Annotated in this window: 18 protein-coding genes and 6 pseudogenes; 9 read left to right on the top strand and 15 right to left on the bottom strand. The window is 54.0% G+C overall.

What is annotated here, in order from left to right:
- Together L1889_RS15450 and L1889_RS15455 are read right to left on the bottom strand one after the other, a co-directional pair.
- Window positions 1-807 (bottom strand): alpha/beta fold hydrolase, encoded by an 807-nt coding sequence (locus L1889_RS15450; RefSeq protein ID WP_238665834.1) that lies wholly within the window; start codon window positions 805-807, stop codon window positions 1-3.
- Window positions 797-1,351, bottom strand: coding sequence for a cupin domain-containing protein (locus L1889_RS15455; RefSeq protein WP_238665835.1), 555 nt, complete (start codon window positions 1,349-1,351; stop codon window positions 797-799). Before L1889_RS15455 ends, L1889_RS15450 begins: the two co-directional genes overlap by 11 nt.
- A 253-nt stretch (window positions 1,352-1,604) precedes the next feature.
- Here L1889_RS15455 and L1889_RS15460 point away from each other — a divergent pair, with 253 nt between their 5' ends.
- From L1889_RS15460 to acs, 3 genes are all read left to right on the top strand, one after another.
- Entirely contained in the window at window positions 1,605-2,513 is a 909-nt protein-coding gene (locus tag L1889_RS15460; RefSeq protein WP_238665836.1) for a LysR family transcriptional regulator, read from the top strand.
- A 282-nt stretch (window positions 2,514-2,795) separates the two neighbouring features.
- Window positions 2,796-2,963 (top strand): hypothetical protein, encoded by a 168-nt coding sequence (locus tag L1889_RS15465; protein ID WP_238665837.1) that lies wholly within the window; start codon window positions 2,796-2,798, stop codon window positions 2,961-2,963.
- 97 nt (window positions 2,964-3,060) lie between these two features.
- Window positions 3,061-5,034, top strand: a complete 1,974-nt coding sequence (gene acs / locus L1889_RS15470) for an acetate--CoA ligase (RefSeq protein ID WP_238665838.1) — start codon at window positions 3,061-3,063, stop codon at window positions 5,032-5,034.
- 133 nt (window positions 5,035-5,167) lie between these two features.
- On the opposite strand, the gene L1889_RS15475 is transcribed toward acs, so the two are convergent.
- From L1889_RS15475 to L1889_RS15505, 7 genes and pseudogenes are all read right to left on the bottom strand, one after another.
- The gene (locus tag L1889_RS15475; RefSeq protein ID WP_238665839.1) at window positions 5,168-6,508 is read right to left on the bottom strand and encodes a TRAP transporter large permease; all 1,341 of its coding nucleotides are present in this window, start codon (window positions 6,506-6,508) and stop codon (window positions 5,168-5,170) included.
- The gene (locus L1889_RS15480) at window positions 6,505-7,131 is read right to left on the bottom strand and encodes a TRAP transporter small permease subunit (protein WP_238665840.1); all 627 of its coding nucleotides are present in this window, start codon (window positions 7,129-7,131) and stop codon (window positions 6,505-6,507) included. Before L1889_RS15480 ends, L1889_RS15475 begins: the two co-directional genes overlap by 4 nt.
- A 12-nt stretch (window positions 7,132-7,143) precedes the next feature.
- Window positions 7,144-8,175: a TRAP transporter substrate-binding protein gene (locus tag L1889_RS15485; RefSeq protein WP_238665841.1), complete on the bottom strand. Its 1,032-nt coding sequence runs from the start codon at window positions 8,173-8,175 to the stop codon at window positions 7,144-7,146.
- An 88-nt stretch (window positions 8,176-8,263) separates the two neighbouring features.
- Window positions 8,264-9,334, bottom strand: a complete 1,071-nt coding sequence (locus L1889_RS15490) for an iron-containing alcohol dehydrogenase (protein WP_238665842.1) — start codon at window positions 9,332-9,334, stop codon at window positions 8,264-8,266.
- Window positions 9,335-9,453: 119 nt separating this feature from the next.
- Window positions 9,454-10,899 (bottom strand): annotated as a pseudogene (locus tag L1889_RS19315) (aldehyde dehydrogenase family protein).
- 27 nt (window positions 10,900-10,926) lie between these two features.
- Window positions 10,927-11,319, bottom strand: coding sequence for an AtuA-related protein (locus tag L1889_RS15500; protein WP_238665843.1), 393 nt, complete (start codon window positions 11,317-11,319; stop codon window positions 10,927-10,929).
- A pseudogene (locus tag L1889_RS15505) lies at window positions 11,316-12,669 on the bottom strand (acyclic terpene utilization AtuA family protein). The gene L1889_RS15500 and the pseudogene L1889_RS15505 overlap by 4 nt, the downstream one beginning before the upstream one ends.
- A 129-nt stretch (window positions 12,670-12,798) precedes the next feature.
- Between L1889_RS15505 and L1889_RS15510 the strand changes: the two are divergent.
- A pseudogene (locus tag L1889_RS15510) lies at window positions 12,799-13,730 on the top strand (LysR family transcriptional regulator).
- Window positions 13,731-13,976: 246 nt separating this feature from the next.
- Here the strand turns inward: L1889_RS15510 and L1889_RS15515 are convergent.
- A pseudogene (locus tag L1889_RS15515) lies at window positions 13,977-16,039 on the bottom strand (AsmA family protein).
- A 151-nt stretch (window positions 16,040-16,190) separates the two neighbouring features.
- Between L1889_RS15515 and L1889_RS15525 the strand changes: the two are divergent.
- Window positions 16,191-16,538 carry an HNH endonuclease gene (locus tag L1889_RS15525; RefSeq protein ID WP_238665845.1) on the top strand — a complete coding sequence of 116 codons (348 nt, stop codon included), beginning with the start codon at window positions 16,191-16,193 and terminating at the stop codon, window positions 16,536-16,538.
- A gap of 650 nt (window positions 16,539-17,188) precedes the next feature.
- On the opposite strand, the gene L1889_RS15530 is transcribed toward L1889_RS15525, so the two are convergent.
- Window positions 17,189-18,445 (bottom strand): hypothetical protein, encoded by a 1,257-nt coding sequence (locus tag L1889_RS15530; RefSeq protein WP_238665846.1) that lies wholly within the window; start codon window positions 18,443-18,445, stop codon window positions 17,189-17,191.
- Window positions 18,446-18,801: 356 nt separating this feature from the next.
- Here L1889_RS15530 and L1889_RS15535 point away from each other — a divergent pair, with 356 nt between their 5' ends.
- From L1889_RS15535 to L1889_RS15545, 4 genes are all read left to right on the top strand, one after another.
- Window positions 18,802-20,334, top strand: coding sequence for a hypothetical protein (locus L1889_RS15535; RefSeq protein ID WP_238665847.1), 1,533 nt, complete (start codon window positions 18,802-18,804; stop codon window positions 20,332-20,334).
- A gap of 64 nt (window positions 20,335-20,398) precedes the next feature.
- Window positions 20,399-20,554, top strand: a complete 156-nt coding sequence (locus L1889_RS15540; RefSeq protein ID WP_238665848.1) for a hypothetical protein — start codon at window positions 20,399-20,401, stop codon at window positions 20,552-20,554.
- A gap of 43 nt (window positions 20,555-20,597) precedes the next feature.
- A complete protein-coding gene (locus L1889_RS18570; RefSeq protein WP_257793925.1) occupies window positions 20,598-21,323 on the top strand; it encodes an AAA family ATPase in 726 nt (241 codons plus the stop codon).
- 26 nt (window positions 21,324-21,349) lie between these two features.
- A complete protein-coding gene (locus L1889_RS15545) occupies window positions 21,350-22,810 on the top strand; it encodes an AAA family ATPase (protein ID WP_308217659.1) in 1,461 nt (486 codons plus the stop codon).
- A gap of 105 nt (window positions 22,811-22,915) precedes the next feature.
- On the opposite strand, the gene L1889_RS15550 is transcribed toward L1889_RS15545, so the two are convergent.
- The 4 genes and pseudogenes from L1889_RS15550 to trbF form a co-directional block, all read right to left on the bottom strand.
- On the bottom strand, window positions 22,916-23,161 hold the full coding sequence (locus L1889_RS15550) for a DUF2274 domain-containing protein (RefSeq protein WP_238665849.1): 246 nt from the start codon (window positions 23,159-23,161) through the stop codon (window positions 22,916-22,918).
- A complete protein-coding gene (locus tag L1889_RS15555; protein ID WP_238665850.1) occupies window positions 23,158-24,453 on the bottom strand; it encodes a TraB/TrbI/VirB10 family type IV secretion system protein in 1,296 nt (431 codons plus the stop codon). Before L1889_RS15555 ends, L1889_RS15550 begins: the two co-directional genes overlap by 4 nt.
- Before the next feature lie 2 nt (window positions 24,454-24,455).
- Window positions 24,456-25,447 (bottom strand): annotated as a pseudogene (trbG, locus tag L1889_RS15560) (P-type conjugative transfer protein TrbG).
- Window positions 25,444-25,806 (bottom strand): annotated as a pseudogene (gene trbF / locus L1889_RS15565) (conjugal transfer protein TrbF); the annotation flags it as partial. The pseudogenes trbF and trbG, both read right to left, overlap by 4 nt.

Below are 25,806 nucleotides of genomic sequence, written 5' to 3' on the forward strand. Positions count from 1 at the left end.
CTATTTGGAGCACTCTAAAATAAAGCGCTCGTATGGCTTGGGACTGAGTAGGTGGGGGTAGTGCCCGCCATTTTCAAAGCTGACGTGCTGTGCCCCCGGGTAGCGTTGCCGAAGTTTTTTCTGGGCAACGGCCGGTATGAGCGGGTCGTCCGGGCAATCAATGACCACGATACGATCATCAGTCAAAGAAAGCGGCGGGCAGGGCTCAGCGCGTGCCACCCCCAGTAACCGGGCATGCAGGTTTTTCGGGCTTTGGCGCTCGCTAAGCAGCTTGAGCAAGTAACCCTGCAATGGTTGGTGGGACAGTGGTATGAGGCGCTCACGCCATTCAGCATGAAGCGTCTCAGCATCAATTTTTTCGAGGGTTTCACGATCAAATAAAGGATTATCCGCTAAATCGCTGCCTTCGATAAAGCCATTGCCCAAAACCAGTTTGGCGACACGTTCCGGATAATGCAGCGCAAAGAACTGAATCCAGTAGGCGGCAAATGAGGAACCCACCACCACAGCACGCTCTAAATCCAGCGTATCCATAAGTTGAGCCAGCCCATGAGCCAGAGCATGGGCATCAGCCAAGGCTGGATAGGTGATTGCAATAAGGCGACGCTGCGTTCCCAGGCTAAGCAGGGTCTTGACGAATACGGCGCTATCGCCTACGGAGCCTGGCAATAAAAGAACGGGTACTCCATCGCCACCTGTGTCCAGATAGTCCCACTCATGGCCATCGCACTGTGTGGCAGTCCATTGGTGGCGTTGTTCAAGCTGAGCCAGTTCGTCGTGCAAAACACTGTGACCCTTAGTTTGCATCGAGGTAGCCCTGTTCTTTTAGTTCTGCCATGGCGCCCTCAGAGAACTCAGCTTTGGGGCCGTTACCGCTAATAACGAAGAGCAAGCGGTGTGTAGCGTCTGGCTCATCGTGTGTGATGTTCTCAAAGCGGCGGACAACACCAGCGGGAAATGAGATGACATCGCAAGGACCCAGATCGAAAGACTCGACCTTATCGTCCACTTCCCAAGAACAGCGCCAACGGCCAGTGATGGGCATAAAGGTTTCGTTGGTATCGTGATTGTGCATCATGGGGCCTTTGCCCGGACTTGCTTCACAGAAACCCAGATTGAATCCTTCACTGATTTTAATGGCCGCATTTTTAGCGGCATGATCGCCAACCGGGGAGGTTACGGCATCTTTGCTATCGGCAGGAGGCTGAAAACCCAGTACGTTGTACAGAGTGCGTTCGGCGCTTGGGTAATTGCTATCGGGCAGGCCGCCGCCGAAACCTTTGACTTCACTGAAAAGTGCGACGCGTTTACGCATTTCCTCTCGTGTTACTCGAATAGATGGGATGCCCATTAAAGTCTCTCCTGGAGTGTGCTTAGTTGTTAATATTACGTATCTATAAAGCCGTGCCGTGTTTGCCTTGCCAGGGCAATGCCATGTCGCGTTAGCGCGTCATCGGACAGCGGCCGGTGCAGTATTTATGCAAATTTATTTAACCTTAAAGGGGTTGGCGATCGCAATTTTCCTCAGCGATAGTCACTATTCACCTCATCGATACCCCCACAACCGAATGCTTTTGGCAGCCTGTTGTACCTAGGAAAGAACCATGCGATTACGCGATGTCGATCTCAACCTGTTGATCTTGTTCGATGCGTTAATTAAAGAATGTCATGTGACCAGAGCCGCACAGCGTATGGATATCAGCCAATCGTCAATGAGCGGGGCGCTGGCCAAATTACGCACTATCTTTGATGATCCATTGCTCGTCAGGTCACAGAAAGGGCTGGTCGCAACCCCCAGGGCAAAAGAGCTGGCTTTACGCGTAGAGCAGTTACTAGGGGAAATCGATAGCTTGATTAACGAGCATCGAACCTTCGAGCCGCTGGGTATCAATGACACCATTTCAATGATCGTGATTGACTACATTGATTTTGTGGTGATTCCCAATCTGATTCAGGTTATTGAGGAACGCGCGCCTGGACTGTCGCTGCGGGTATTGAACCCGAACCCACGCCGTCTCAGTGAAATCATGAGTACCGGTGAAGCCGACATGGCTTTGACCTACTTTCCTGCTCCGCCCGAGAACGTGCGGACACGACGCCTGTTTAACGACAGACTGGTAGGCATGGCCCGTGCTGATCATCCGATTTTTGATCAGCCACTGGATCTGGACCGATTTTGCCAGTTTGACCATGTGGCTCTGGAGCCGGGCGAAGGGGCCACCATGTATAACGAGATTATTGATGGCGCCATCGAGCGCCAGGGGCATCAGCGTAGAGTGGCTTTATCCAAGCCCACTTTTATGGGTGTTCCTTTTCTGGTGTCGCAGACGAATTTAATAGCGACGCTGCCGGAGCGGATAGCAGAACGGTTTACCGACTTCGCGCCTATCCGTTTGTTCGAAATACCACTGGAACTGGAACCCATTAACGTGGTGCTGATGTGGCACGATCGTACACATACCAATCCGGTGCATCGATGGTTACGGGAACAGATTATTGAAGTGACGAAGTAAGGCGTATCCAGCTTCACTACAGACGTTGCGAATATTTGCAGATCAGGTTGAATACACCCACAGCCTCTTGAAAGGGGTCAATCCCCGTCAATCAGGCCCCGATCCTGCAAGATTCTGAATGCGTAGCTTCCTTTTTCTTCGTCGTCCGGCAAAAAAGCATACAAGGCCAGCACTGTAAAAGGCGTTTATCTCAGTTTGGTTACAGCTTTATTTTGTTACTTTTTGGGCAGTAAGGCGTAGCGCTTTAGGAATATAAAGAAGTAGTTTAGTAGCAGCGGCAATGTGAGGAAGTCGGTCTGGTGGAAGCGATGGCTTGATAGCGCTGCCATTGGAACCTTGGCGATTACTGTGCTGTCCAATGCGTTAAATGTGCTTCAGATAAGCGGGTATCTGCAGCAGATCATTCTTGGAGCCGTCTTCATTATTGCCGTCGCGCCCGACAAGGGCTGAGGGGATAGAACGTAGCCGTCATAAGACAAAGCGCTCGTCGGCTGCTGTTTCTTTGAAGCGGTATCAATCAACCTTGAATTATCGGAGCTTTTCACTCATGGACTCAACTCCTCATCAAGAGCAGGGGATTCAGCCTGGCTCGGATACAGACGTCGCGATATCGATACCCAGCATGGAGGCCTATTATGCGTTTTGCAAAGAAGCTGAAGAGGATTACGAGGGTTTTTGGGAGCGCTATGCTCGCCAGTTGCTGCACTGGACCCAGCCCTTTACGAAGGTTCTGAACGAAAGCGACGCTCCGTTCTACAAGTGGTTTGAGGATGGCAAGTTAAATGCTTCGTACAACTGTCTGGACCGTCACTTGCTTAATGGCAATGCAGACAAGATCGCCATCCGGTTTGAGTCTGATCGAGGCGAGGTAACTCATTGCAGCTATCGTGAATTACATGCACAGGTCTGCAGGTTCGCCAATGGTCTGAAGTCACTTGGATTAAAAAAGGGTGACCGAGCGGTGATCTATATGCCCATGTCGGTTGAAGGCGTAGTGGCGATGCAAGCGTGTGCTCGCCTGGGAATAATGCATTCCGTGGTCTTTGCCGGTTTTTCGGCTAAGTCGCTGCACGAGCGGTTGGTGGATGTCGAAGCGAAAGTAGTGATTACCGCTGATGAGCAAATGCGTGGCGGTAGGATTTTGCCAGTTAAAGCGATTGTAGACGAGGCTCTCGGGCTAGCGGATAGCCAGACAGTAGAGAACGTCATTGTCTACCGCCGCACGGGTGGCGATATCGCCTGGACGCCGGGGCGTGATCGCTGGATGGATGAAGTGTCCATCGGTCAGCCAGACTCTTGCCCAGCCGAGCCGGTGAGTGCTGAGCATCCGCTGTTCGTGCTGTATACATCAGGGTCAACGGGCAAGCCCAAGGGTGTGCAGCACAGCACGGCCGGGTATCTGCTGTGGGCCTTGATGACGATGAGGTGGACCTTCGACCTTAAGCCGGATGATGTGTTCTGGTGCACCGCTGACATAGGCTGGGTGACGGGACACACTTATATCGCTTACGGCCCGCTGATTGCGGGTGCTACTCAAGTCATGTACGAAGGTGTGCCTAGCTATCCAAATTCAGGCCGCTTTTGGGACATCATTCAATCCCATAAGGTCAGTATTTTTTATACCGCACCGACGGCGATACGTTCGTTGATCAAAAGCTCTGAAGCAGACGGGCAAATACACCCAAGACAATATGACTTGTCTTCCCTGCGCCTGCTAGGTTCAGTTGGCGAGCCGATTAATCCTGAGGCCTGGAGGTGGTATCACAAGCATGTTGGCAAGGAACGCTGCCCGATTGTCGATACTTTCTGGCAAACAGAGACTGGCGGACACATGATCACGCCGCTACCTGTAACAACACCTTTGGTGCCGGGGTCGTGCATGCTGCCACTGCCCGGCATCATGGCCGCTGTCGTGGATGAGGCCGGACACGAAGTCCCCAATGGACAAGCCGGTTTGCTGGTGATCACGCGCCCATGGCCGTCCCTGGCTCGCACTATTTGGCGCGACCCCGAGCGCTTCCGGACGAGTTATTTTCCGCAGGCGCTTGGCGGCAAACTGTACTTGGCTGGCGATGGTTGTGTACGCGACAAGGAGACCGGCTACTTCACCATTACGGGTCGTGTCGATGATGTCTTGAATGTGTCAGGGCACCGGATGGGTTCGACGGAAATCGAGTCTGCCCTGGTGGCTAATTCACTGGTAGCCGAAGCCGCGGTGGTAGGCCGCCCGGATGCGGTCACGGGAGAGGCAATTTGTGCGTTTGTTGTGTTAAAGGGGCCTAGACCAGGCGCAGAAGACGCTGCCAGGATTGCCGCTGAACTGAGCAGCTGGGTTGGGAGAGAAATCGGTCCGATTGCCAAACCCAAAGATATTCGCTTTGGCGACAATTTGCCCAAGACACGTTCAGGAAAAATCATGAGACGTCTGCTGCGCTCGCTGGCCGAGGGCAAGGAGATTACGCAGGATACGTCGGCGCTAGAGAACCCTGCGATTCTTGAGCAACTGAAGTCCACGAAGTGACGGCCGGCCGTGATTGTTTAGATGCCTGCCGTGTGGGCGGTGCAAAAACAAAGGTTGGCTCTATTGCAGCAAGCGCTTAGTAATGCTGACGTCTGAGCAGTCTTGAGTCGTTTTTGACTCGTTTGATGCCCATCTACAGAACTTTGGGTAACCATAAAACGATGGCGGGAAACAGGGCGATAATCAGAACCCCAAATAGTTGCATGCCCACGATGGGGACTACGCCTTTATAAATATCCATGGTGCTGATATTGCTCGGAGCGATGCCTTTAAGGTAGAAAACCGCGTATCCAAATGGAGGAGTTAAAAAAGAAGTCTGCAGGTTCACGGCGACCAGAACGGCAAACCATATCAGTACGTCGCCCTGGCTGGCAAAACTGTCTCCGAAGTCCAGCCCCGCGACGACGGGCGCAAAAAGGGGCAAGACCAGAAAAGATATTTCGATCCATTCCAGGAAGAAACCCAGAACAAAAATTAATACCATAATGCCCAACACCACCATATATGGACTCACGCCAAATGAGGCCACAATATCTTCGATCATCGACTGTCCACCCAGTCGTTTGAATATCAAGCTGTAGGCGGTGGCTCCGATTGCAAGAAAAAGAATCATGCCGGTCGTGCGTGCTGTAGAGCGCAAGCTGTCGAGCAATGTAGATAAGGATAGTTTGCGTTTGGCCAAAGCCAGCAACAGTGCAAAGCCTGCACCAATTGCAGCCCCTTCAGTGGGTGTCGCAATACCTAGCACAATAGACAACAGCACACTGGAGATCAGCAGCGCAGGCACGACCAGATCTCGTAACACCCGCAATAACACTCCTTTCATTGGTGGCGCATCCCCTGCTTCATTGGCAGGCACTTTATGTGGATGAAAGAGAGCGTTATAGATGATGTACAGCACATAAAATGATGCCAACATCATGCCAGGTACCAGCGTGGCGGCAAATAAATCACCGACTGGAACCTGCATTACGTCACCAAATACGACCAGCATAATACTGGGTGGCAGCAAGATACCTAGCGTACCTGATCCTAATATGGTTCCTATTGCCACCGTCTTGTCATAGTTTCGTTTCAGCATCAGCGGCAGTGCCAATGTTCCCATCAGTACCACGGATGCCCCGATGATTCCGGTGCTGGCAGCCATGACCAGACCAATGATGATGACGGCGAGACCCAGCCCGCCGGGCCTGCCCCTGAATAGCTTTTCCAGCTCAAGCAACAAGTTATCGGCAATCTTGGACTTGTCGAGCATAACTCCCATAAAAACAAATAATGGGATGGCAGCCAAGATCCAGTTTTCCAGTACGGAACCAAATACCCTATTGGTTACCAGCGAAAATGAGGCCAATGGCACATCGCCAAGAAACATGAAAAGAACAGAGAGACCGCCCAGTAAGAAGGCTACGGGATAACCAGAAAAAATGCCGACGATCAATGTAATCAGCATGAGCGATGGCAGTAAATACGTCATGGTTTTTCCTTTCCCTGATTATCCTGTGTGCAAGAGAGGCTCTGTGCCCCGATTCCGGGATCCATCAACCAGGCCACGTTACGCAATGCGCGCCCGACTGCACACAGCAGCATGAGCAGGCTGCCTAAAGGCAAAACAGCTTTAACCAGATAACGGTCGATAAGTCCGCCGCTATTGGACTGCTCAGCAAAGCCGTAGGACATGCTGACGAAATCAATGGAAAACCAGAGCAACAGTCCGAAAAATGGGACTAATAGAAATACATCACCAACAATATCTACGAGCAGCTTGGTGCGTGCCGAAAACCGTGCGGCAACGACATCAACGCGAATATGCTGATCTACTGACATCGTATAGGCCCCGGCCAGCATGATCAGAAGAGCAAATAAATGCCATTGGAGCTCTGCAACGCCAGTCATATTAAGACGATCCCCAAACAAGGGGATTGATGTCTCCCAGCTCAGCAAATGGCTCCAGCCCAGCTGAGCTCCGATGATGGTAAATACCACGACTAGGGTAAGGGTGAGAATAATCCATGCGCCATACTGGCCCGGCAAGGCGCTGATTTTCATCAGCCCCTCACCGAATGTTGCTAAGGCGCGAGCGCTTGATCGCTGACGCATTGCGGCAACTCCTTAATTCATTTGCTGCAGTTTTTGCCAGCGGTCAGAACGATCCATGTGAACTTGCATGGACTCATGTGCCTCTTTGAAAATAGCGTCTTTGGCTGACTCTTCTGCAACCACTTCGTCTGCCGCTTTACGCAAGCCCACCAGCACGTCTTCAGGCAGACGCTTGATTTGCACCCCTTGCTCTTCCAGGCGCTGCAAGGCATCGATCTGATCCTGAACGCCGTTGGATAAAGACCAGAACACGGTTGAGCGACATGCTGCGACAACCTGGTTTTGCTGCGCTTCGCTAAAACCGTCCCATACTTTTTTATTTATGATTACGGAATTGACGCTGGAGGGTTGGTGCCATCCGGGAAAATAATAGTTTTGAGCGGCTTTCTGAAGCTGAATTGTTTCGTCAATGCTAGGGAGAGAGAATTCAGCGGCATCAATACGCCCCCGATCTAGTGATACGTAGACTTCGCCCCCGGGGATCATCTGTGGGGTGACACCGACTTTGCTGAGCGCTCGCCCTGCCAGGCCTCCGATACGCATTCTGAGTCCGTTCAGGTCATCCATGGATTCAATATCCTTGCGAAACCAGCCAGCTGGCTCAGGCGGTGTAAATGAGCATGGCAAGAACTTCAGGTTGTGGGCATCGTAGGCTTTTTGGATGATTTCCATACCACCCCCTTCCCACATCCACTCAGCCAATAGTTCAGGGGTGGGGCCAAACGGTAAGGCGCCAGCAAGGTTGGCGACAGGGATGCTGCCACCCCAATAACCGACCCAGTCGTAGCCGGCATCCACAGCCCCGCTGCTGACTGCGGAAAGCACTTCTAGAGGCGGAACCAGTTCACCCGCACCGTGAATGCTGCCGGTCAGCTCCCCATCACTGATTTCGCTCAGGGTCTTTACAAAATGCTTAAGCCCTTCACCCAAAAAAGGCATGTCCTTTGGGTAGGTGCTGGCAATTTCAATGGACTTTGCCGCAACCAGGGGGGCCGACAGGGCAAGGCCTGCCGCGACAGCCGTCGCCAATATCATTTTTTTCATCTTCGTCTCCTGTCCAAGGTGGATTCCTGAAAGCATGTGCGTTATTTTCTTTATGTACGCACATAAAAAACGGTGTTATGTCAGCCAGTTAATATGCCTGGCGAAACAAACCCCTGAAGTCTTCTTCTGTAGTGTGGCGAGGATTCCAGCGGTTATAGTCAGCGGCATAGCTCATTCTGGCCAGCTCATCAAGGGCATCTTCCTCTACCCCGATATCGCGCAGGCGTGAAGGTATGCCAAGGTCGTTACACATGTCGCGTATGGCTGTTACCGCACAGCGGGCATGGTGAATCTCTGACTGGCCATGGGCATCAATGCCCAGAATTTCAGCAACGTGCGCATAGCGTGCCGGATTGGCAATTAAATTGAACTCAGCTACGGTAGGCAAGCAAACTGCATTTGCCAACCCATGTGGAACATGAAAAAGCGCCCCTAGAGGTAGTGCCATGCAGTGCACATTACCCAGGCCGGTTACGCCAAAGGACAGGGCAGCCATTGACGAGCCAGAGAGCATGTCCAACGCTGCCTGCGTATTATTCCGATTGGCGACAAACTGACGGATACTGCCCGAAATCAGTTTCATGGCATGAAGATTCACTGCATCGGAAAAGGGGTTTGCCAGCTTGGACAGATACGATTCAAAAGCATGCACAAAAGCGTCAATCCCCGCATGCGCTGCCACATGGGCAGGCATTGAGCTAAGTGCCAAAGGGTCAAGGATGGCAACCTGCGCAGGGCAGTAGTTGGCATGGCGAATCGCCATTTTCACATTTCTGGCGGTATCGGTAATAACGCAGGCCCCCGAAACCTCAGAGCCGGTTCCCGCTGTGGTCGGAACGGCAAACAAGGGAAGAGGGCGAATATCAAACTTATCCACACCCTCATAATCGGCGATGTTTCCCCCGTTCGTCATCAGGAGGGCAACCGCTTTGGCAAGATCGATGGTGCTTCCGCCACCAACGGCAATAATGACCTCAGCTTTGTGTGCCTCACAGCGATCCAGGGCAGCTCGTACTGTTACATCGTCCGGGTCAGGGCTTACTTCTGTAAAGCATTCGAAAGGTGTTGTGTTCTCATTGAGCCGTGCAATGATGGCATTGACGATCTGACTTTCAATCAAAGCCGGGTCGACGACGAGAAAAACACGAGACGCCCCCATTCCGTGATGATGGCAGGTAGCTGTAAATGTGCATCAATACCAAAAACCACTTTGGTTGGGCATGAAAAAGAAAGTCTGGATTTAGCCATCAGTGTTCACCTTCACATACAGCATTAAGCTTAGGGTTCGATACGGATACAAATATTTTTGACCTGGGTATAGGACAGCAGCGCATCCAAGCCTTTTTCACGGCCGAACCCTGATTTTCTGTATCCCCCAAATGGCAGCTCAACGCCACCACCCGCTCCATAGCAGTTCACGAAGACTTGTCCCGCCTGAATGCGCTGCGCGAGTCGATGCGTGACGCTGACATCCTTACCCCAGACGCCAGCAACCAGCCCGTACTCGGTGGCATTGGCGATCTCTGCTGCCTCGTTAACGTCATCAAAGGCCACGATGCTCAATACAGGACCAAAGATCTCTTCCTGGTGCACTCGCATGTCCACTCTCACCTTGTCCAGCAACGTTGGCATCACAAAGCTGCCGGATTCCAGGTCGGTACCATCAAGTAGCGTTCCCCCTGTATTGCCGTGGCTCCTTCCTGCGTACCTATATCGATATAGTCTTGTACTTTGCGTTGCTGATCACGACTGACCAGCGCGCCAATATCAGGGCTTTGAAGTCCAGGCCCCACTTTTAATTCCTTGATCAGCGTACTTAGCTGCTCGACCAGGCTGTGATGCAAACTCCGGTGCACCAGTACCCGAGTGCCCGCCGAGCAGGTTTGCCCAGCATGGGGAAATGCCGCTTTTACCAACAATGGGGCGACGGTTTCCAGAGCCACATCAGGCAAGACGATATTCGGTGACTTGCCCCTAGCTCTAGCAGAACCGGTACGATATTTTCAGCAGCTGCACGCATGACATTGCGGCCTGTTTGTACAGAACCGGTAAACACGACCAGATTAATGTCCGGGTGCGACGCCAGTGCTGCGCCCGCTTCATGTCCGAGACCGGTGACTATATTCAATACGCCAGAAGGCAATCCTTCTTCGTGACAAATTCGTCCTATTTCAAGAACACTCAGGCACGCAAGCTCCGCTGGCTTCATAACCACTGTGTTTCCCGTCGCCAGAGCAGGGGCAAGCCCACGGCAGGCAATCTGCAATGGGTAATTCCAGGGCACAATCTGGGCGGTTACCCCCAGAGGCTCACGAACGGTGAAGTCAAAATATTCAGGTCCAATGGGAATGGATGCGCCCTGAATCTTGTCGGCAATACCTGCGTAGTACTCAAAAAACGGGCGGCGGCGATCGCATCCGCCTGTGCTTGCTGTAATGGCTTGCCTGTATCCTGCGACTCGAGCCTCGCCAGTCGATCCTGCTCTTGCAGAATCCGTCTGCTAATTGCTGCAAGTATGCGAGCCCGTTCTACGGGAAGACTATTAGCCCACGACGGCAGTGCTTTCCTGGCAGATTCCACGGCCGCGTTCACATCGGCCTCTACGCCTCTGGCTATTTCCGCCATGGGACGCCCGGTTGCGGGATCAAGCACTTCTATATAGGCGCCTGAACTGGCAGGCCCCCAGTTGCCATCGATAAAGCAGCCATATTGTGGTTGTTGCATGCTGTTTTTACTCCGAAATCAAAACTATTAGTTCACTTCGTTGCTGGTTGTAGTCCTGATGTCCCGCAGGGTATCGAGCATTTCTTTAGGGACGGTCACTGGCATATCAAGCAAGTGAAACGACAGACCTTTACCGTGCGTATCAAGGTTGAGCGCATGATTCACGCCACCATCCAGCACTCCTTCCAGCACCAGATTAAAGGCTTGCAGACCCGGTAATTCATAACGTGAAACACGCATCGGTTTACGGTCGGCAAACCATGCTGCTACGCGTTCTTCAGTAAGCTCTTTCAGCAAAATCAAATAGCAGTCTGTGTCCCACGCTATTACGCTAATACTTGAAACATCGCCTTTGTCACCGGTGCGGCTATGGGCAAGCCGATACAAGGGAACATCCAAACACAGATCTGAGCCGCTCATTCCAACCCCTTCATCCAGTACCAACCTGTTTTGACGAGCGCGCGGGGAATGGTGCAAGACATCAGATGCAACCGAGGCTGTAAACTGGTTCTCACACCCCTCCGCCTGCAGGCCCACAAGTATAAAGAGCCAGCACCTCCCGCGTTACTAACTTCGCTATGGATTCTTCCGCATGGACCGCTGCAATACGCAGGCGTATGTCACGGCGTTGCTGTTCAGGCTCTTTAGCCAAGCGGCAGCCCGCATCATCACCAAGAATGCTCACCGCACCAATCAAATCAATACGCAAGTTAAGCCGCTTGCCTATGCGGCGGCGCACAATATCTGCAGCCAGACGCGCCCTGGCTTCAGCTTGTAGGCCGGCATATGAAATTTCGGCTTCTGCCAGCCATCCCCCGCGGTAGCACACATTTACTTTAAGTTCGTCCGGACGTTGGTGACCGATGGCACCATGTACCGCAACCTGATCCGGGCCGACCTCTTCCACATGTATTGCACTCAGGTCAGCCACCACATCGGGCGTCAGGTAACGGGCAGGGTCATGTACCTCGTACAGCAACTGCTCCTTAACGGTCCGTGCATTAACATAGCCGCCCGTATCCGCTGCTTTAGAAACGGTGAAGCTTCCATCTGCCTGAATTTCGACAATGGGCAAACCCACCGCATGTAAATCGGGTACATCTTTTAAACCAGGAATTGCAAAATAGCCGCCGGTAACCTGGGCTCCGCACTCCAGTAAATGTCCTGCAACTGTTGCTCGCCCCAGTTGCGTCCAGTCATCGACAGCCCAACCGTGGTGAGCCAGTGCGGGTCCCAGTACCAAGGAGGGGTCGGCCACACGCCCGGTCACCACAATTTGAGCGCCGAAGTTCAAGGCATCTGCAATATCCAGTGCGCCTATGTAGGCGTTGGCGCTAACCACATCTACCTGATCCAGCTTTATCCCCAAGCGTTCCCGAAGAACAAGGCGCTGTTCGGGGGTATCTAGCCGATCACCAAAAACCACTGCAACTCGGGGTGCTGGCAAGCCTTGCTGATGGGCCAGTTCGAGAATACGCCGTGCCGCTGCAGGTGGGTTTGCGGCCCCGAAATTACCCACAATAGGGATGTTATGTTGTAGACAGTCAGCCAGCACAGGAGAGATCAGCTCATCAAGCTGGGTTTCATACCCAGCTTCAGGGTCACGTTCCAGCTCTAGCTGTGCCAGCGCCAATGTCCGTTCGGCAAGTGTTTCAAAGACAAGTGTGCCGCCCCCTGAGCGATCAGTGTACGAACCAAGGGGGCAGCCCCATCTGTTCGGTCTCCGGAGAAGCCGCTCGCACACCCGACTCGGCAAACAGTGCTACTCATGCGTCTCCCTTTTTTATAGTCATTTTTAAAAGTATCACTACATCAAATACCTTCTTTCATAAAAACAATATAGACGTCGTCAACTAATCAGTAAAATAGAAAAATCAGATTAATTAATCCATAAATCAAATGAATCTTTCCGCACGTCAATTACGAGCATTTCTCGCACTAGCCGATGAGCGTCATTTCACACGTGCGGCAAAACGGTGCCACTTATCTCAGCCCGCTTTCTCTGCATTGATTCAATCACTGGAGCAGACGGCAAAAGTTCGGCTTTTTGACCGCAGTACGCGTCATGTAGAACTCACCACCGAAGGCAAACTTCTGGAATCCAGCGCCCGTGGATTGCTCGCAGATATGGAGCTGGCACTGGAAAACCTGCACGACCATGCCGCCAAACGGCGCGGGCGTGTGGAGATCGCCGCTCTGCCTTCGCTTGCCGCGGGTTGGCTACCCCCGCTAATGGCGCAGTTTCAAACAAGCTATCCAGGCATCTCTTTGCAATTGCACGATGCGTTATTAGATCCCTGCCTGGATCTGGTGGCACATGGAGAGGCCGACTTTGCCGTTGCGGCATTACGACCCGATATGTCAGACCTGGAAGGCCAGTTTTTACATGCAGACCAGTTTTTTCTTATCTGTCGCGACGACCACGCGCTGGCTACGCATCAGCGCATCAGATTGGGTGAGGTATTAAAGTGGCCCTGGATTGCGATGGCTCGCAACAGTAGTGTGCGCAAGCATCTTGATCAGGCCCTAGGTATGGATGCCCCCCGCCTGTGCTGGAAGTCGAGCATTTATCCACGGTGACAGGCCTTGTGCAGGCAGGTATAGGCATAGCGCTGGTACCAGCCATGACGCTGTTTCACTTCGACAGACCGGGGCTAATCATTAAGCCATTGGCCGGTAAAGTACCCGCCCGCCGACTGTTCCTGGTACGTAAAAAAGGAAGATCACTATCGGTTGCGGCGCAAGCGTTCTATGATTTACTGCTGGCTAATACGCCTGAGCCAGATCAACATGAATCCGCTGAAGGCAGCAGAGTTCACAATACTAGGTAGCAGCATGTTTATTTTAGGCCTGCACCAAGTTGGCAGCGATGCCGCGCTCGCGAATTTTAGCCCGTCTATATATCGGTTTTTGATGGCTATCATTGTATGCTGAGGACAGGCCCACCAGTTTTTGGATGGATAGCCTGAACGGCAATGATAGCAGTCAAATTAATAGGAAAATATCGTGAGCGACAGCAGCACGCGGCTAATCCGTAACAGTACCGCAGAGTTTTTGAGACGTCGATGCTCGAACCCTTACGGACTCGGCTGCATAGACGGCCAATTTTGTCTCGGGTCTTCCGGCTTGGGCTCTGTCTGACCCTGAGCAGGTGCAGATTTTTTGTCCGCGTCGCCCACTACCGGCTCACAGTGATTGGCTTCGTTGGTCCCTGTATTAAGCAAAGGCAGCAGCGCGGCAAACGGGGTGGCCACCACGCCCAGCGCAACGGCTGCACCGGCGCGCGTTGCTAGTGGACCTGTCTGTACTCCTACGTCGGGGTCCTTGAACGTACCCTTTGCATACAAGGGTGAGCGTAGAGTGAAGATGCGCAGCGTCTTGTTTTCCGGGTACACATCAAGATTCAGCTCTTCGCTGCCTAAATTGATGTCGCCGGTGATATCCACCGTTGTATCGTCTGTTTCCAGCTTGAAAAGACGGATTTTCGTCAGCCCATCCCGAACCTCGACATTGGCGGCAACGCAATTCAGCACAACCTGCTCATCACCAAACAGCTTGACCAGCAGCATGTTGGCCACGTTAAGGCCGGCTGCTTCCATGAGGAAATGACTGACGGTGCCACGGCTGACCAATGCGCTGGCCTCACCGTTGGCATGACCCAGAAGCTCTGCAATAGAATTGCCTTGCCCCTTAAGCGTTGCATCGCCATGCAGTTCGCCGAAACTGGCGTCCATGCTCTCGGCACCCGGAAAAAGCTCTTTCAGTTTGAGGTGCCGCGCCGCTGTCTTCATGTCGGCCTGCAGTGCCTCGCCACTCCCATCCAGGGTGATCGTGTTGCCCAGTGTTCCGCCAGCAAAGCCAAAATTCAAGGGAGTCAGCGAGAGCACGCGGTCTTGCAGTTTGACATGGGCGTCGATGTTGTCCAGCGGCAAGTTCTCGCCGCGTATGATCTTCAGACCCTTGAATCTCACATCGGCATCCATGGTTCCCCAGGCCTCGGTACTAATGGGGTCAACGGGCAGAACCTGCCCTGGGGGCGGTTCCACCTTGTCTTCTTCATTTTTGCCTTTGACATCGCTGGTGTCGGCTCCAATCAAGGGGCCCAGATCCTTGAACCGCAGCTGCTTTGACTCGACCTCGCCGCTAAGCAGCGCACGTGGCTCGCGCATCTGGTATTCCAGCGTGCCGCTCAGGTCGCTCTCACCGACCATGCCCGAGAAATCTTCATACCGCCACTTGTCATCGTCGCCTTCAAGCACAGCGATAAGCCGGCCTTCAGTGCTGTAGGGCGGAGTGGAGGGCAAGGTTACTCCGATTAGCGGATATAGGTCGGCCATGCTATTGCCCGCCAGGCTAAGCTGAACATCCAGAGCCGCCAACTGTTGAGGCCGGGTCACTGACCCTTCGATAGCGATAGTGGTCTCTCCAACGCTAACCTTGCCCTGCAGTGGAAACGGATCGCTGCCCGCCTGCAAAGACAAGATATCGCCCGCCTGGCCTTCGCCACTGATATCCGCATCATTATAGCTACCGCTGGCCTTGAACCCCACGCCGTAACCGGCCTCGTTTACCTCCTGCAAGGTATCCAGTTCGGCATTCATATCCAGCTTGCTGGCCACATCGACCACATGCACTCTGGCCCGTGACAACTGCACCTGCTGCAAATTGAACTGCCATTTTGACGCGGCCTTATTCTGCTCGTCTTCGTCAGTGAAAGTCCAGTTATTAGCGCCTTCCGCGTCGCGGTGCAAAGCAACATTGGCTTCGTCAACAGCCAAGCGGGGAGGTCAACAGTGTGAGTTAGCAACGCCCAAGGATTGACCACAACCGTCAGGTTCTTGATTTCGGCCATATTGCCTTCAAGAGCGCTTTCTGGCGGATTACCCACTATTAGCTGCTGAGCCGTGATCTCGGGCCACGGCACCCAGCCACGCCAGCCGCTTTGCTCATCGGAGCGCAACCACTTCACTGACAGATCACCCTCAATAGCCACTGGACGATGGGCGAGTTCGGAGGCTTGACGATTGATCCACGGCTTGGCGTGGTTCCAGTTGAAGGTGGCCGCAATTACTACGGCCAAGATCAGGATTACCAAAAGCCCTACACATCCCCACAAGATGATTTTTATATAGCGCGGCATGCTTGCTCCTGGATTCACTGCGTTAGTGGAAGGCAGTTGAGTAGCTATTGTAGGAGGATTGGTGAGGGGGAATGATAGGGGATATTACGGGGGTGAGGGAGTGTTGCGGTGGGGTGGGATGGGCGCTTGTTGGAACAACATCGGATGGCGTGTGGACGTCAAATTTAATGAGTTGTTGTTACCGATAACCCCCGAGCATCTGCGCGCGAGTCATTGCAAACCTTGGCGGGATGCGACTAACGAAGAGCGTCTGGACGGTGAGAATGGCTTGCTTTTGACGCCTGGTATCGATCATTTGTTTGACCAAGGTTTTATTGGGTTTGATGATAACGGCCAGACTATTGTCTCGCCTGTTGCTCATCATGAGTCGTTGATGAGAATGGGTTTAGATCCGCAGCGTCCGCCTAGTGTGGGCTTATTTTCTAGCGGGCAACGGAAGTATTTGGAATTTCACAGGGAGAATGTGTTGTTGAGGTCTAGGTTTTTGGAGGGTGGGTAGAGGAGGGTGTTCAATGGCTAAGTGGGGAGGTTAGCTTTTTCGAGATGTGGGGGACTCAAAAATAGGGACTTGTACCTATTTACCACTTGAGCCTGATGCTCTACAAGCCGCATGGGACAAGGATTTGCAGGTAATTTCGGCTCTTGAACAGAAAGCTCGCTTTTTGCTCTAGGGGCCAAATAGGAGCCAGACTAGTTCATACTGGTTCCTAGCAGGTAGTACGAGGTAGTGCAGTAAAGCTGCTTCACAATTTTGCCCGGGTGGTGAAATTGGTAGACGCAGGGGACTCAGACCAAATTTGAGCCCTCCGGGGAAACCCCAGAGGTGAAGCCCGTCAAACTCGGCGAAGGCCCTGGACGCAAGTCCGAGCTAATACCGAGCCAAGCCCTGGAGCCGAAAGGTTCCTCGGAAGGTGTAGAGAGCAGACGGCGGGCACCTAAAGCAAAGCGTTAACACGCAATGCTATGGTGAAGGCGTGCTCCAGACCACGAACGCCGCTTCTTCGGAAGCGTCGGCGGTGAAAACCGAAGTGGTAAGAAAATCCCCCGCCGCAAGGCGTGCCGGTTCGATTCCGGCCCCGGGCACCAATTTCGGAGGCCGTCTCTGTTTGCGCAGAGACGGCCTTTTTTATGCCTACGAACTCCCTTCAATCAAACCGAATCGCCCTTCTCCTGGTCAGGCGGGGCCTCTGGGGACGCAACCCGCTTCTCGCTGGGATCCAGATCGTCAGCCACGCCAGTAGCCCAGCTCCGCCAAGTGGCGTAGTCTGAGGCAGTAACGCCGCCTTCGATCATCCTACTATCCAGCACGCTCAAATAGCTACGAATCTCGCAGGAACGTTTCCAATCCTCCGCTTCGCGGATAAGTGCATTTCGCTTAGCAAGCTCTTGTTCTGCTCGCTGTCGAGCTTCTCTCTGTAATTGCTCATGCTCCAATCTCCGGGCTTCAGCCCCAGCGAAATCGATATCTCGCTGCTTTCTCTTCGCAGCCTCTTTAACAGATCGCTCATATCGCGAGGCTACGATCTTGAATATCGCATCAAGCTGTTGTTCCAGTAGTTCGTCGCTTTGATCGCCGATGGTTGTTTCACCCCATCCTAGCTGTCCGATCCCCATGGTAAGGAGCCCAGTTGGCGTGAGGGTTTTAACGTGTGAAACACTATTGTTCCAACTGTTTATCTTCTTACGCGTTCCAGCTTCCCGTTTTTCGGTAAGACGTAAGTACACATATGCTCCATCCATTTCAAGCTGAATACGTGCGTTTCCTTCAGTCATGCTAGGTCTATATCCTTTGCCTTCCGCCTCTCGACAAACCACATCAAGCAACTTTAATGCCCGTTCGCAACTGGGAAGAGATACACGAAAGGCAAACTTCCGATGGGTATCAGCCAGAATCTGGCCTCGATCGCAGAACGATTGCCAGGGAAGGTAAAACGCTCCTCGATCTGGATAGTCTCGACCTGGATGCCGCTGCTCCCAATCGAACCGCTTTCTGGAAATGATTGCCTCATCAAACGGCCCCTTCAAAAGCTGCCATAACGTCTCAACAACCGGATGCAATCGTTTCGGTAATTTGGGCAGATTGGGCAACGCACTCGGGGCAGGAGCATCCATCTCCTGGACAATCTCAGCCTTCACAACGCGTTTCGTGCGTCGATTCGACGCACTGGGTGATTTACCAGGTGAAGGAATAATCTCAACCGGCAAGTCAGGACGCTCGGCATGATGTCCTGCGGCAATCCGTTCCCAGTGCCCCTGTCTCGGCAGCGGCACCTGGAGCTGTACACATAGCTTGCGCAGGCCGTAACTGGTTAAACCATACTGTTTGCAAAGGCGCGAGATTGGTGTTGCCCAGACTTCCTCATAGAGTTGGTGCCGGTCAGGGACATTGATTGAAGGTTTTTCCATGATCGTTCGATATCCCATACAAGTAGAAAGCTCTCTGACAGGAGGCTCTCATAAACAAGAATCACGCAACCCGCAATCCCAACGAAACCCCGCAAAAATGCCGGCTCTATTCAGAGATTATCGGAGTGCAAGACAGCTCAATATAAACTGACTGATAAGCTCGACGACTCTCGCTTACGTTCGCCATAAACTGCCATCGCTGTGCGCCCAGCAGCGCTTTCATAAGGGATTGGCGACTCACGAACAATTAGGTAATATTTAGTAAAATCAAAAATAATTATGTTACCGTTCCCGTGCGGGCCGCAGGATCACAAATTGGTCACGTACGTTGCACAGTCAGGTCTGAGGATGCCAAAATGGGTAATAAGAGTTTCGATCTCAATATCGAACAGATCCTGGAAAACTGGGAAGTCCAGCATGGGATTCGCGAAGTAATCGCTAACGCGCTCGATGAGCAAATTCTGACTGACACTTCTCCTGTGCTTGTCGAGAAGCGGGGTGCCATCTGGATCATCAGGGATTATGGGCGCGGCATTCGTTACACCCACCTTACGCAAAACGAAAATCAAGAGAAACTTGCAAGTCCCCGCGTTATCGGCCGGTTTGGCATTGGATTGAAAGATGCTTTGGCTACATTTGAACGTCACAATGTTAGAGCAAGAATCCGGTCGCGCTTTGGCACGATCCAAACGATCAAGTCAGCCAAGCACGGGTTCGGAGATATTCACACACTCCATGCAGTGATAGAAGATCCGGAGGACCCCTCGTTCGTCGGCACTGAGTTTGAGCTTGAAGGTGTGGACGATCGGGAGATGGAGGCAGCCAAGTCGCTGTTTCTAATATTTTCGGGTGAGTGTTTGCTCGATACTACGCGGTTTGGACAAATTATCAGTCGTCGTGCGGGTCCTGGCGCGATTTATATCAACGGCGTCAAGGTGGCCGAAGAGAACAATTTTCTGTTCTCGTACAACATCACCCTACTGAACGCGGCAATGAAAAAGGCGATCAATCGAGAGCGTTCGCATGTGGGCCGTACAGCCTACGCGGACAGTGTTAAGAAAATCCTTCTCGCCTCCTCCAACAGTGACGTAGCCCACAGGCTGTCCGATGACATTTCGCGCTTCCAAGAAGGAACGATGCATGATGAGCTGGCTTGGGTCGATGTACAGGAGCATGCCGTACGTATCTTGAATGCCCAGGGTAAGGTCATGATGGTGACTGCAGAAGAGGCAATGAATTTCCCTGATTTGATGGATCAGGCCCGGGAAAGCGGAACGACCATTCTCACGATTCCAGAGAACCTTCGAGCGAAGATTGCCGACACGGTAGACATTGATGGCAACCCTATGTTGGATCTCGCGCGTTTTACCGAGACATATAACGACAGCTTTTCATTCAATTTTGTGGAACCGGAGACTCTCAGCACGAAGGAGCGGGAAGTGTTCAATGCCATACCGCTAATCATTGATATGTACGGCGGACTGCCTAGCAACGTGAAGTCTGTCCGGATCTCGAACACGATGCGCCCAGACTTGATAAGCGGCAGCCAAACCCTAGGCTGCTGGGATTCCGCCACGGCCTCGATTGTGATCTGGCGAAATCAACTCCAGTCTTTACCCACAACAGTTGGAACTTTGATTCATGAAATGGTGCATGCAAAGACTGGTTTATCCGATGTGACGCGCGACTTTGAAACCGCACTCACTGAGGTGATCGGCCGTCTTTGCCATGGCTGGCTTGAGGCGAAGAAGAGGAGGACGCCTGATATGGCCAAGCAATTACGCCCTTTCCAGCCAGACACGGAGAACTTTCGTGCGATGCAGAGCGATAGTTCAGCCAATAGACCAGCAAATAAGAGTCGAAAGAAGCCATGGTTCCAATTCTGGTGAGCTGTACAGCGCAAGAGCACCCTTTTTCGTTTATGTTCACAACAAAAATTAGCCAGGAGTGGACATGACGCCTTTGCTTGGCAACTGTGCAGCTATCGGCCTTGATTACCAACACATTGAACAAAGAGCCAGTTCTGGCCAGTTAGAAATGCTGTTACTAGCCCGCAATGCCAAGGCGCGGGTAGGAAAAACGTTCCACATGCGACTCGGCTATGCATGATGAGCGTCATTGCCATCAATGTCTCTAAAGGAAGGGTATAGGCATGATCAAGAACATCGTCATTCAGGGCTACAAGAGCTTTCACCCAATATCTCCCGTCACTATCTCGCTTGAGACTGCGACACAAAAACCGGTGTTTTTCTATGGCCTCAACGGAGCCGGAAAGACTGCTATTGGTGAAGTGATCCACGGGCGCAGCATCGACGATGCCAAGTTCCATGCGTGCCGTGTGGAGACGACCCAGGGCGGGCCCTTCCGCTATGTGGTCTACAACCACCACTTCGTACATTCGATGATCAGTGAGGCCGAAGGCATGCCCGGCATCTTTACCATCGGCAAACTAGATACCGAGACGCAGCAGCAGATCGAAGAGCACGAGCGATTGCTTCAAGAGACCCGGGGCGTGCGTGAGACCGCGCAGCGGGAAATCACTCGCATCAACAACGAGTTGGCAACGGCGCTGAACGACGCCAAAGAAGAAGTCTGGACTGTCTACAAGGCTCACGACAAAGGCACATTCGATAGTTTCCTTACCGGATACGGTCGCGGCGTCCAGAAGTACTTTGATGACCTACGTAAATTTGAAACACCGAACGATGAGGCGCTAGACAACCTGGACAACTTGGCCAAGCGCCTGACCGATATCTCCGGCGATGAAATGTCGAAAGGCACCCACCAGTTGGGGCTGGATATGTTCCTGACCATCGAAGAGGATACTATCTGGCAGGAACGAGTGGAGGTGTCTGGCGAGAGCCGCCTTGCCCCTTAGTGGAAAAATTGGGCAGCGGAGATTGGGTGAGCAAGGGCCGCGCTTTCGTGCACGACGACCAATGTCCGTTCTGCCAGCAAGGGCTGCCCCACGATCTCCTGGACGAATTGGCCAAACTGCTGGATGGAGATCGCCAAGAGAAAATCAACCTCATTGACGCGCAAATCACCGCTTATGAATTGGCCATCCACACACTAGAGGCGGCAGTGGATGGAGCGCTGGCCGAACCCTTGTCCAAAGAGACGGACCTGAAAGCGGCATGGGACACTGCGCATGCCCTCTTGAAGGCGAACCTGGCCACCATGCGGCTGAAAAAGGCCACGCCGTCCGAACCGATGGAGATTACCCCGAACGACATGCAGCCCATGAAGGACGCGCTATCGACGCTCAACACCCGCATTGGCTCGTTCAATCAGCGCATCCAGAACAAGGTAGCCGAGCGCAGCGCGATTCGGGAAGCGTTCTGGAAGAACATGTGCCGCGACCGCATCGACACCTATCGGGCCCACGACGCCCGCATTGCTCCGCTCAACCAACAATTGACGGCGGCGCAAACTACGGATCGCGAAGCTCGAACTCAGGAAGCCGACTATGTCGGCACTCTCTCTGAATTGCGCAAGAAGCAGGAAGGCGTGGACGCATCGGTGGCGACCATTAACGAACGGTTGAAAGGGCTGGGCATTGACTCGTTTTCCATTGCCCGCAAGCCCGGCGAAGGCAGCTTGTATTGCTTGGAGCGCCCTGCCCACGGCGAGAGCAGCGCCCAATCACTGAGCGAGGGAGAGAAAACCCTGATTTCCTTCCTCTATTTCATCGAACTCCTGAAAGGTTCCAAGGAACAAGGGACGGCCGTAGATATCAGCAAAACTGTAGTGGTCATCGATGACCCGATCTCCAGCCTGTCCCACAATTTCGTTTACGACATTGCATCGATCATCTGCCACGAGCTCATCAAGCCGCCAGGTGGCCAGAAAGTGCGGCAGGTCATTGTTCTAACCCACAACCTCTTCTTCCTACACGAACTGGTCTATCAGATTGCCGGGAGCAAGTTGGCAAAGGCCGGTGACAAATGCCAGTTAATACGCGTGGTTAAAGGCGAACACAGCAGAGTGGTACCGATGGACGCCCGCGATTTTGCCAACGACTATGACGCTCTCTGGCAGGTAATGCAGGACGCCAAGGAAGGACTGATGCGCATCCAAGTGGTGCCCAACACCATGAGGTGCATTTTAGAGAACTTCTTTGCCTTCACCGGCAACACCAAACAGTTTGAAGACATCCTGCAGCAATTGTCAGCGGAGGATGGAACCTTCCGGCCCTTGGAACGCTTCTTGAATCGAGGGTCTCACCGGGACGAGACGAACATTGCCCACATCGACTGGGGCCAGTTCGACATTAACTATTACCTCGCAAAACTAGAGACCCTTTTTCAAGCAGCGGGCCATCCCGACCATTACCGCTTAAAGATGGGGTTACCAGAGACCTGATAGCTAGCATCTCTTCATATGCTGAAAGCCATTGCGTTCGACATCATTTAAATGCTAATGCGCCCTGCGCGTTCCGGGGATGGTCAGCGTGGCTGCTGTGCATCATCAACTTGGTTTTGGTGGCGCGGCCTTACCCGCGCCTCCTTTTCTGAATCCTCGATCACCAGCGATGAACGCCTCCAGCATATGCGGGATAAGCGTCGTGGCATCGACCGCCCCGCCGTAAATCTGCGCGTGCAGCGCGGCGTAGCGGTCAAGGTCAGCCTTCAGGCTGGCCGGGCATGCGAATGTCAGCTTCACTGTCTCAATCTTGGGCAGCGGCCCCAACCGCAGCTTGCGTGTTGTGCTCATCGTGAAGTCCCCCTATTAAAAAATAGTGGTTGATAGGGTCGGAGCACCAGGTCCTTGGCAACAATGATGCGTACTGGCAAGCCGGGGCGGCTCGTAAGCGTGGGCTGGATGTTGAGGTTGCGCCGGGTCATCTCCTGCCCGACCTGATTGATGCTGTCCTGCGCACTGTCGCGCCCGGCAATGATGACGCGATCACCGCCCTGGCGGTTTTCCGGCGCGGCCAACTCGGCGCCAACACCTAGCAAGGTGGTCATGATGGCACCGGCAAAGATGCGATCCCAATGCCAATCGACACCATCTTCCTGGCCGGCATAGCCGGCGGCATCGGTGCCCACCAGGTTATCGAGCGTCAGCGAGGACGTGTCGGGCAGGATGATGCGGCTCCACATCACCTGCACCCGGCTCTGGCCGTAGCTCACTTGGCTGTTGTACTTGCCCAGAATGCGCGAGCCCTGCGGAATCAGCAGGAATTTGCCAGTCGCGGTGTCATAAACCGGCTCCGTTACCGTGGCGATCACGTCGCCCGGCAGGTCGGATTTGATGCCCGTCACCAACGCTCCGGCAATCACCGTCCCGGCCATAACCTGGTACGGTGAGGCTGGTATTTGCAGGTTGCCAGAGTTATGGATTTGCGTAGAGCCGCTAGCCAGGAAGGCTTCCTTCTGGTCTTGCCGGTTCTGCACAGCAGTCGGATCGACAGGCTCGGCTGCCGTCGAGGCCGGACCAGCCGCCAATGGATCGAAGGCCGCATTGGCAGCAAAGCCCGACGCGGACTCGACCTGCGACTGTGCCACCGGCGCGGCCTGCTGCGTACCCGTGCGGAAGAACACCGACGAAGCCGCCGCTTCCTCAGCTTCCTTCAGGCGGGCCAAGCGTTCCGCCTCGGCCGGGTCGTGGCCGGATGGCGCGTAGCCAGCCACCGCCGGCTGCTGCGACCTCACGATGGCCGGCCCCAAGTCGCCCGGCAGCGGCGGACCCAGTTCAGGCACACTGGACGGCAAGGTCGGCTGCAGCTTGGAATAATCGGCGGGAAGCTGGTCGAGCCCTTCGGAGCGTGAGACGTGATCCACGTTGTAAAGCTCGGTCGATCCGTTGGCCCCACGCCGCTGCGGTTGCAACGACCACATCAGTGCGCCCAGTACTGCGACCGCCAAGCCGCCGCAAAGTGCGGCGAGCATGCGCCGGTTCAGGCGGGTAACTGAGCGTGGCTGAGCGCGCAGCGCCACAGTGTCCGGGGCCGCCTTAGATGGCACGCCCGGCACCGAAACATCAGCGGGATTGTCCTGGCTCATGGTTAGTTCCTCCGCGCTATGCCATCGGTGCGTTCGATGCGCACCACGTCACCCTTGTCGGCCCCCAGGCGCAGTTCAGCCGCGCCGAATAGCCGATCCACGATGTAGTACGGCGAGCGAAAGCGATAATTCACCAGTTGGCCATCGCCCTGCGCACCGATCACAAACAGCGGAGGCAGCTCACCTTGGGCGATACCACTCGGAAACTGGATATAGACCTTCTCGCCATCATCGAAGGCGCGCACCGGTTTCCAGGGTGGATTGCTGCCGCTGATCGCGTAGCGGAAGCGAATACTCTCCAGCGACAGGCCTGTATCGACCGGCGCGATTGCCTGCGCGGCCTGCGCTTGGCGCTGCAAGGCCAGCATGCGGTCTTTTGGGTAGTCCCACGAAACCGACGCCATCCAGGCCTTCTCCGTCGAGGTCAGCTCAATCAGGTACGTCCGGCGGCTGGTGGTGATAACCAGATTGGTCTTGAGCCCAGAGCGGATGGGTTTCACCAGCACATTGACACGCAGATCGGCACCGCTGCCGCTGGACGTGTCGGCCACGATCCAGCGCACCGTATCGCCAGCGGCGACCGTCACCAACTCCTCGCCGGGCTGCAAGGACACCAGCGTCACGCGGCCAGGGCTGGCATAGACTTGGTACAGCGCGCCATCGGTGTACGGCCAGACCTGGATCGCATTAATGTAACCCTCGCGGGTTGGTGCGATGCGCGCTTCCTGATTGGCTCGCGACACCCGCACCCTTTCATCAGCCGGTTCTGGCGTGGGTTTCACATCCTCCATACCCGGCAGTGGCTTCAACTGCGCGGGCAAAGGCAAGGTTCAGGAACCACCACCACCTCAATGGGCGTGGGCGGGTCGGGCAGCGCCTGTGCCTGCACGGGCTCATCCAGCGAGATGGCGGGCGGCGGCTTGCCTTGTGTGGCGCAGCCCGACAAGGCAAACAAGATCAGCGGCAAGCCGTATTTACGGAAATCCACATTCATGGCTTTACTCCTTCAGATGAATCCAGTTCACGGCTCCACGCCAGACCATTGACGTAGATGCCCAGCGGGTTGCGGCGCAGGCGCTCTTCGCTGCGCGGGGGTTGCAGGACGATGGACACCACGGCGGTCCACCGCTCAGTCCGGCGGCCGCGCCATTGGCGTAGCGGCGTTCCGTCCAGCGCACGTTGAATGACGTTCGCTGGCGCGGACCACGCTGGTGATCTGCACCGTCACCGACTCCTTGCCGATGCGGGCGAACGGGTCGTTGGTGCGGGCGTAGTCTGTTGAGTCACCGCCGCGCCCTTGTCGGTGGTGTAGTCGTATGACAGCGCACGAAAAGCGGAGGACAAAGGTTCAGC

It is taken from the genome of Paenalcaligenes niemegkensis, from assembly GCF_022230885.1.
Classification (GTDB): domain Bacteria; phylum Pseudomonadota; class Gammaproteobacteria; order Burkholderiales; family Burkholderiaceae_B; genus Paenalcaligenes; species Paenalcaligenes niemegkensis.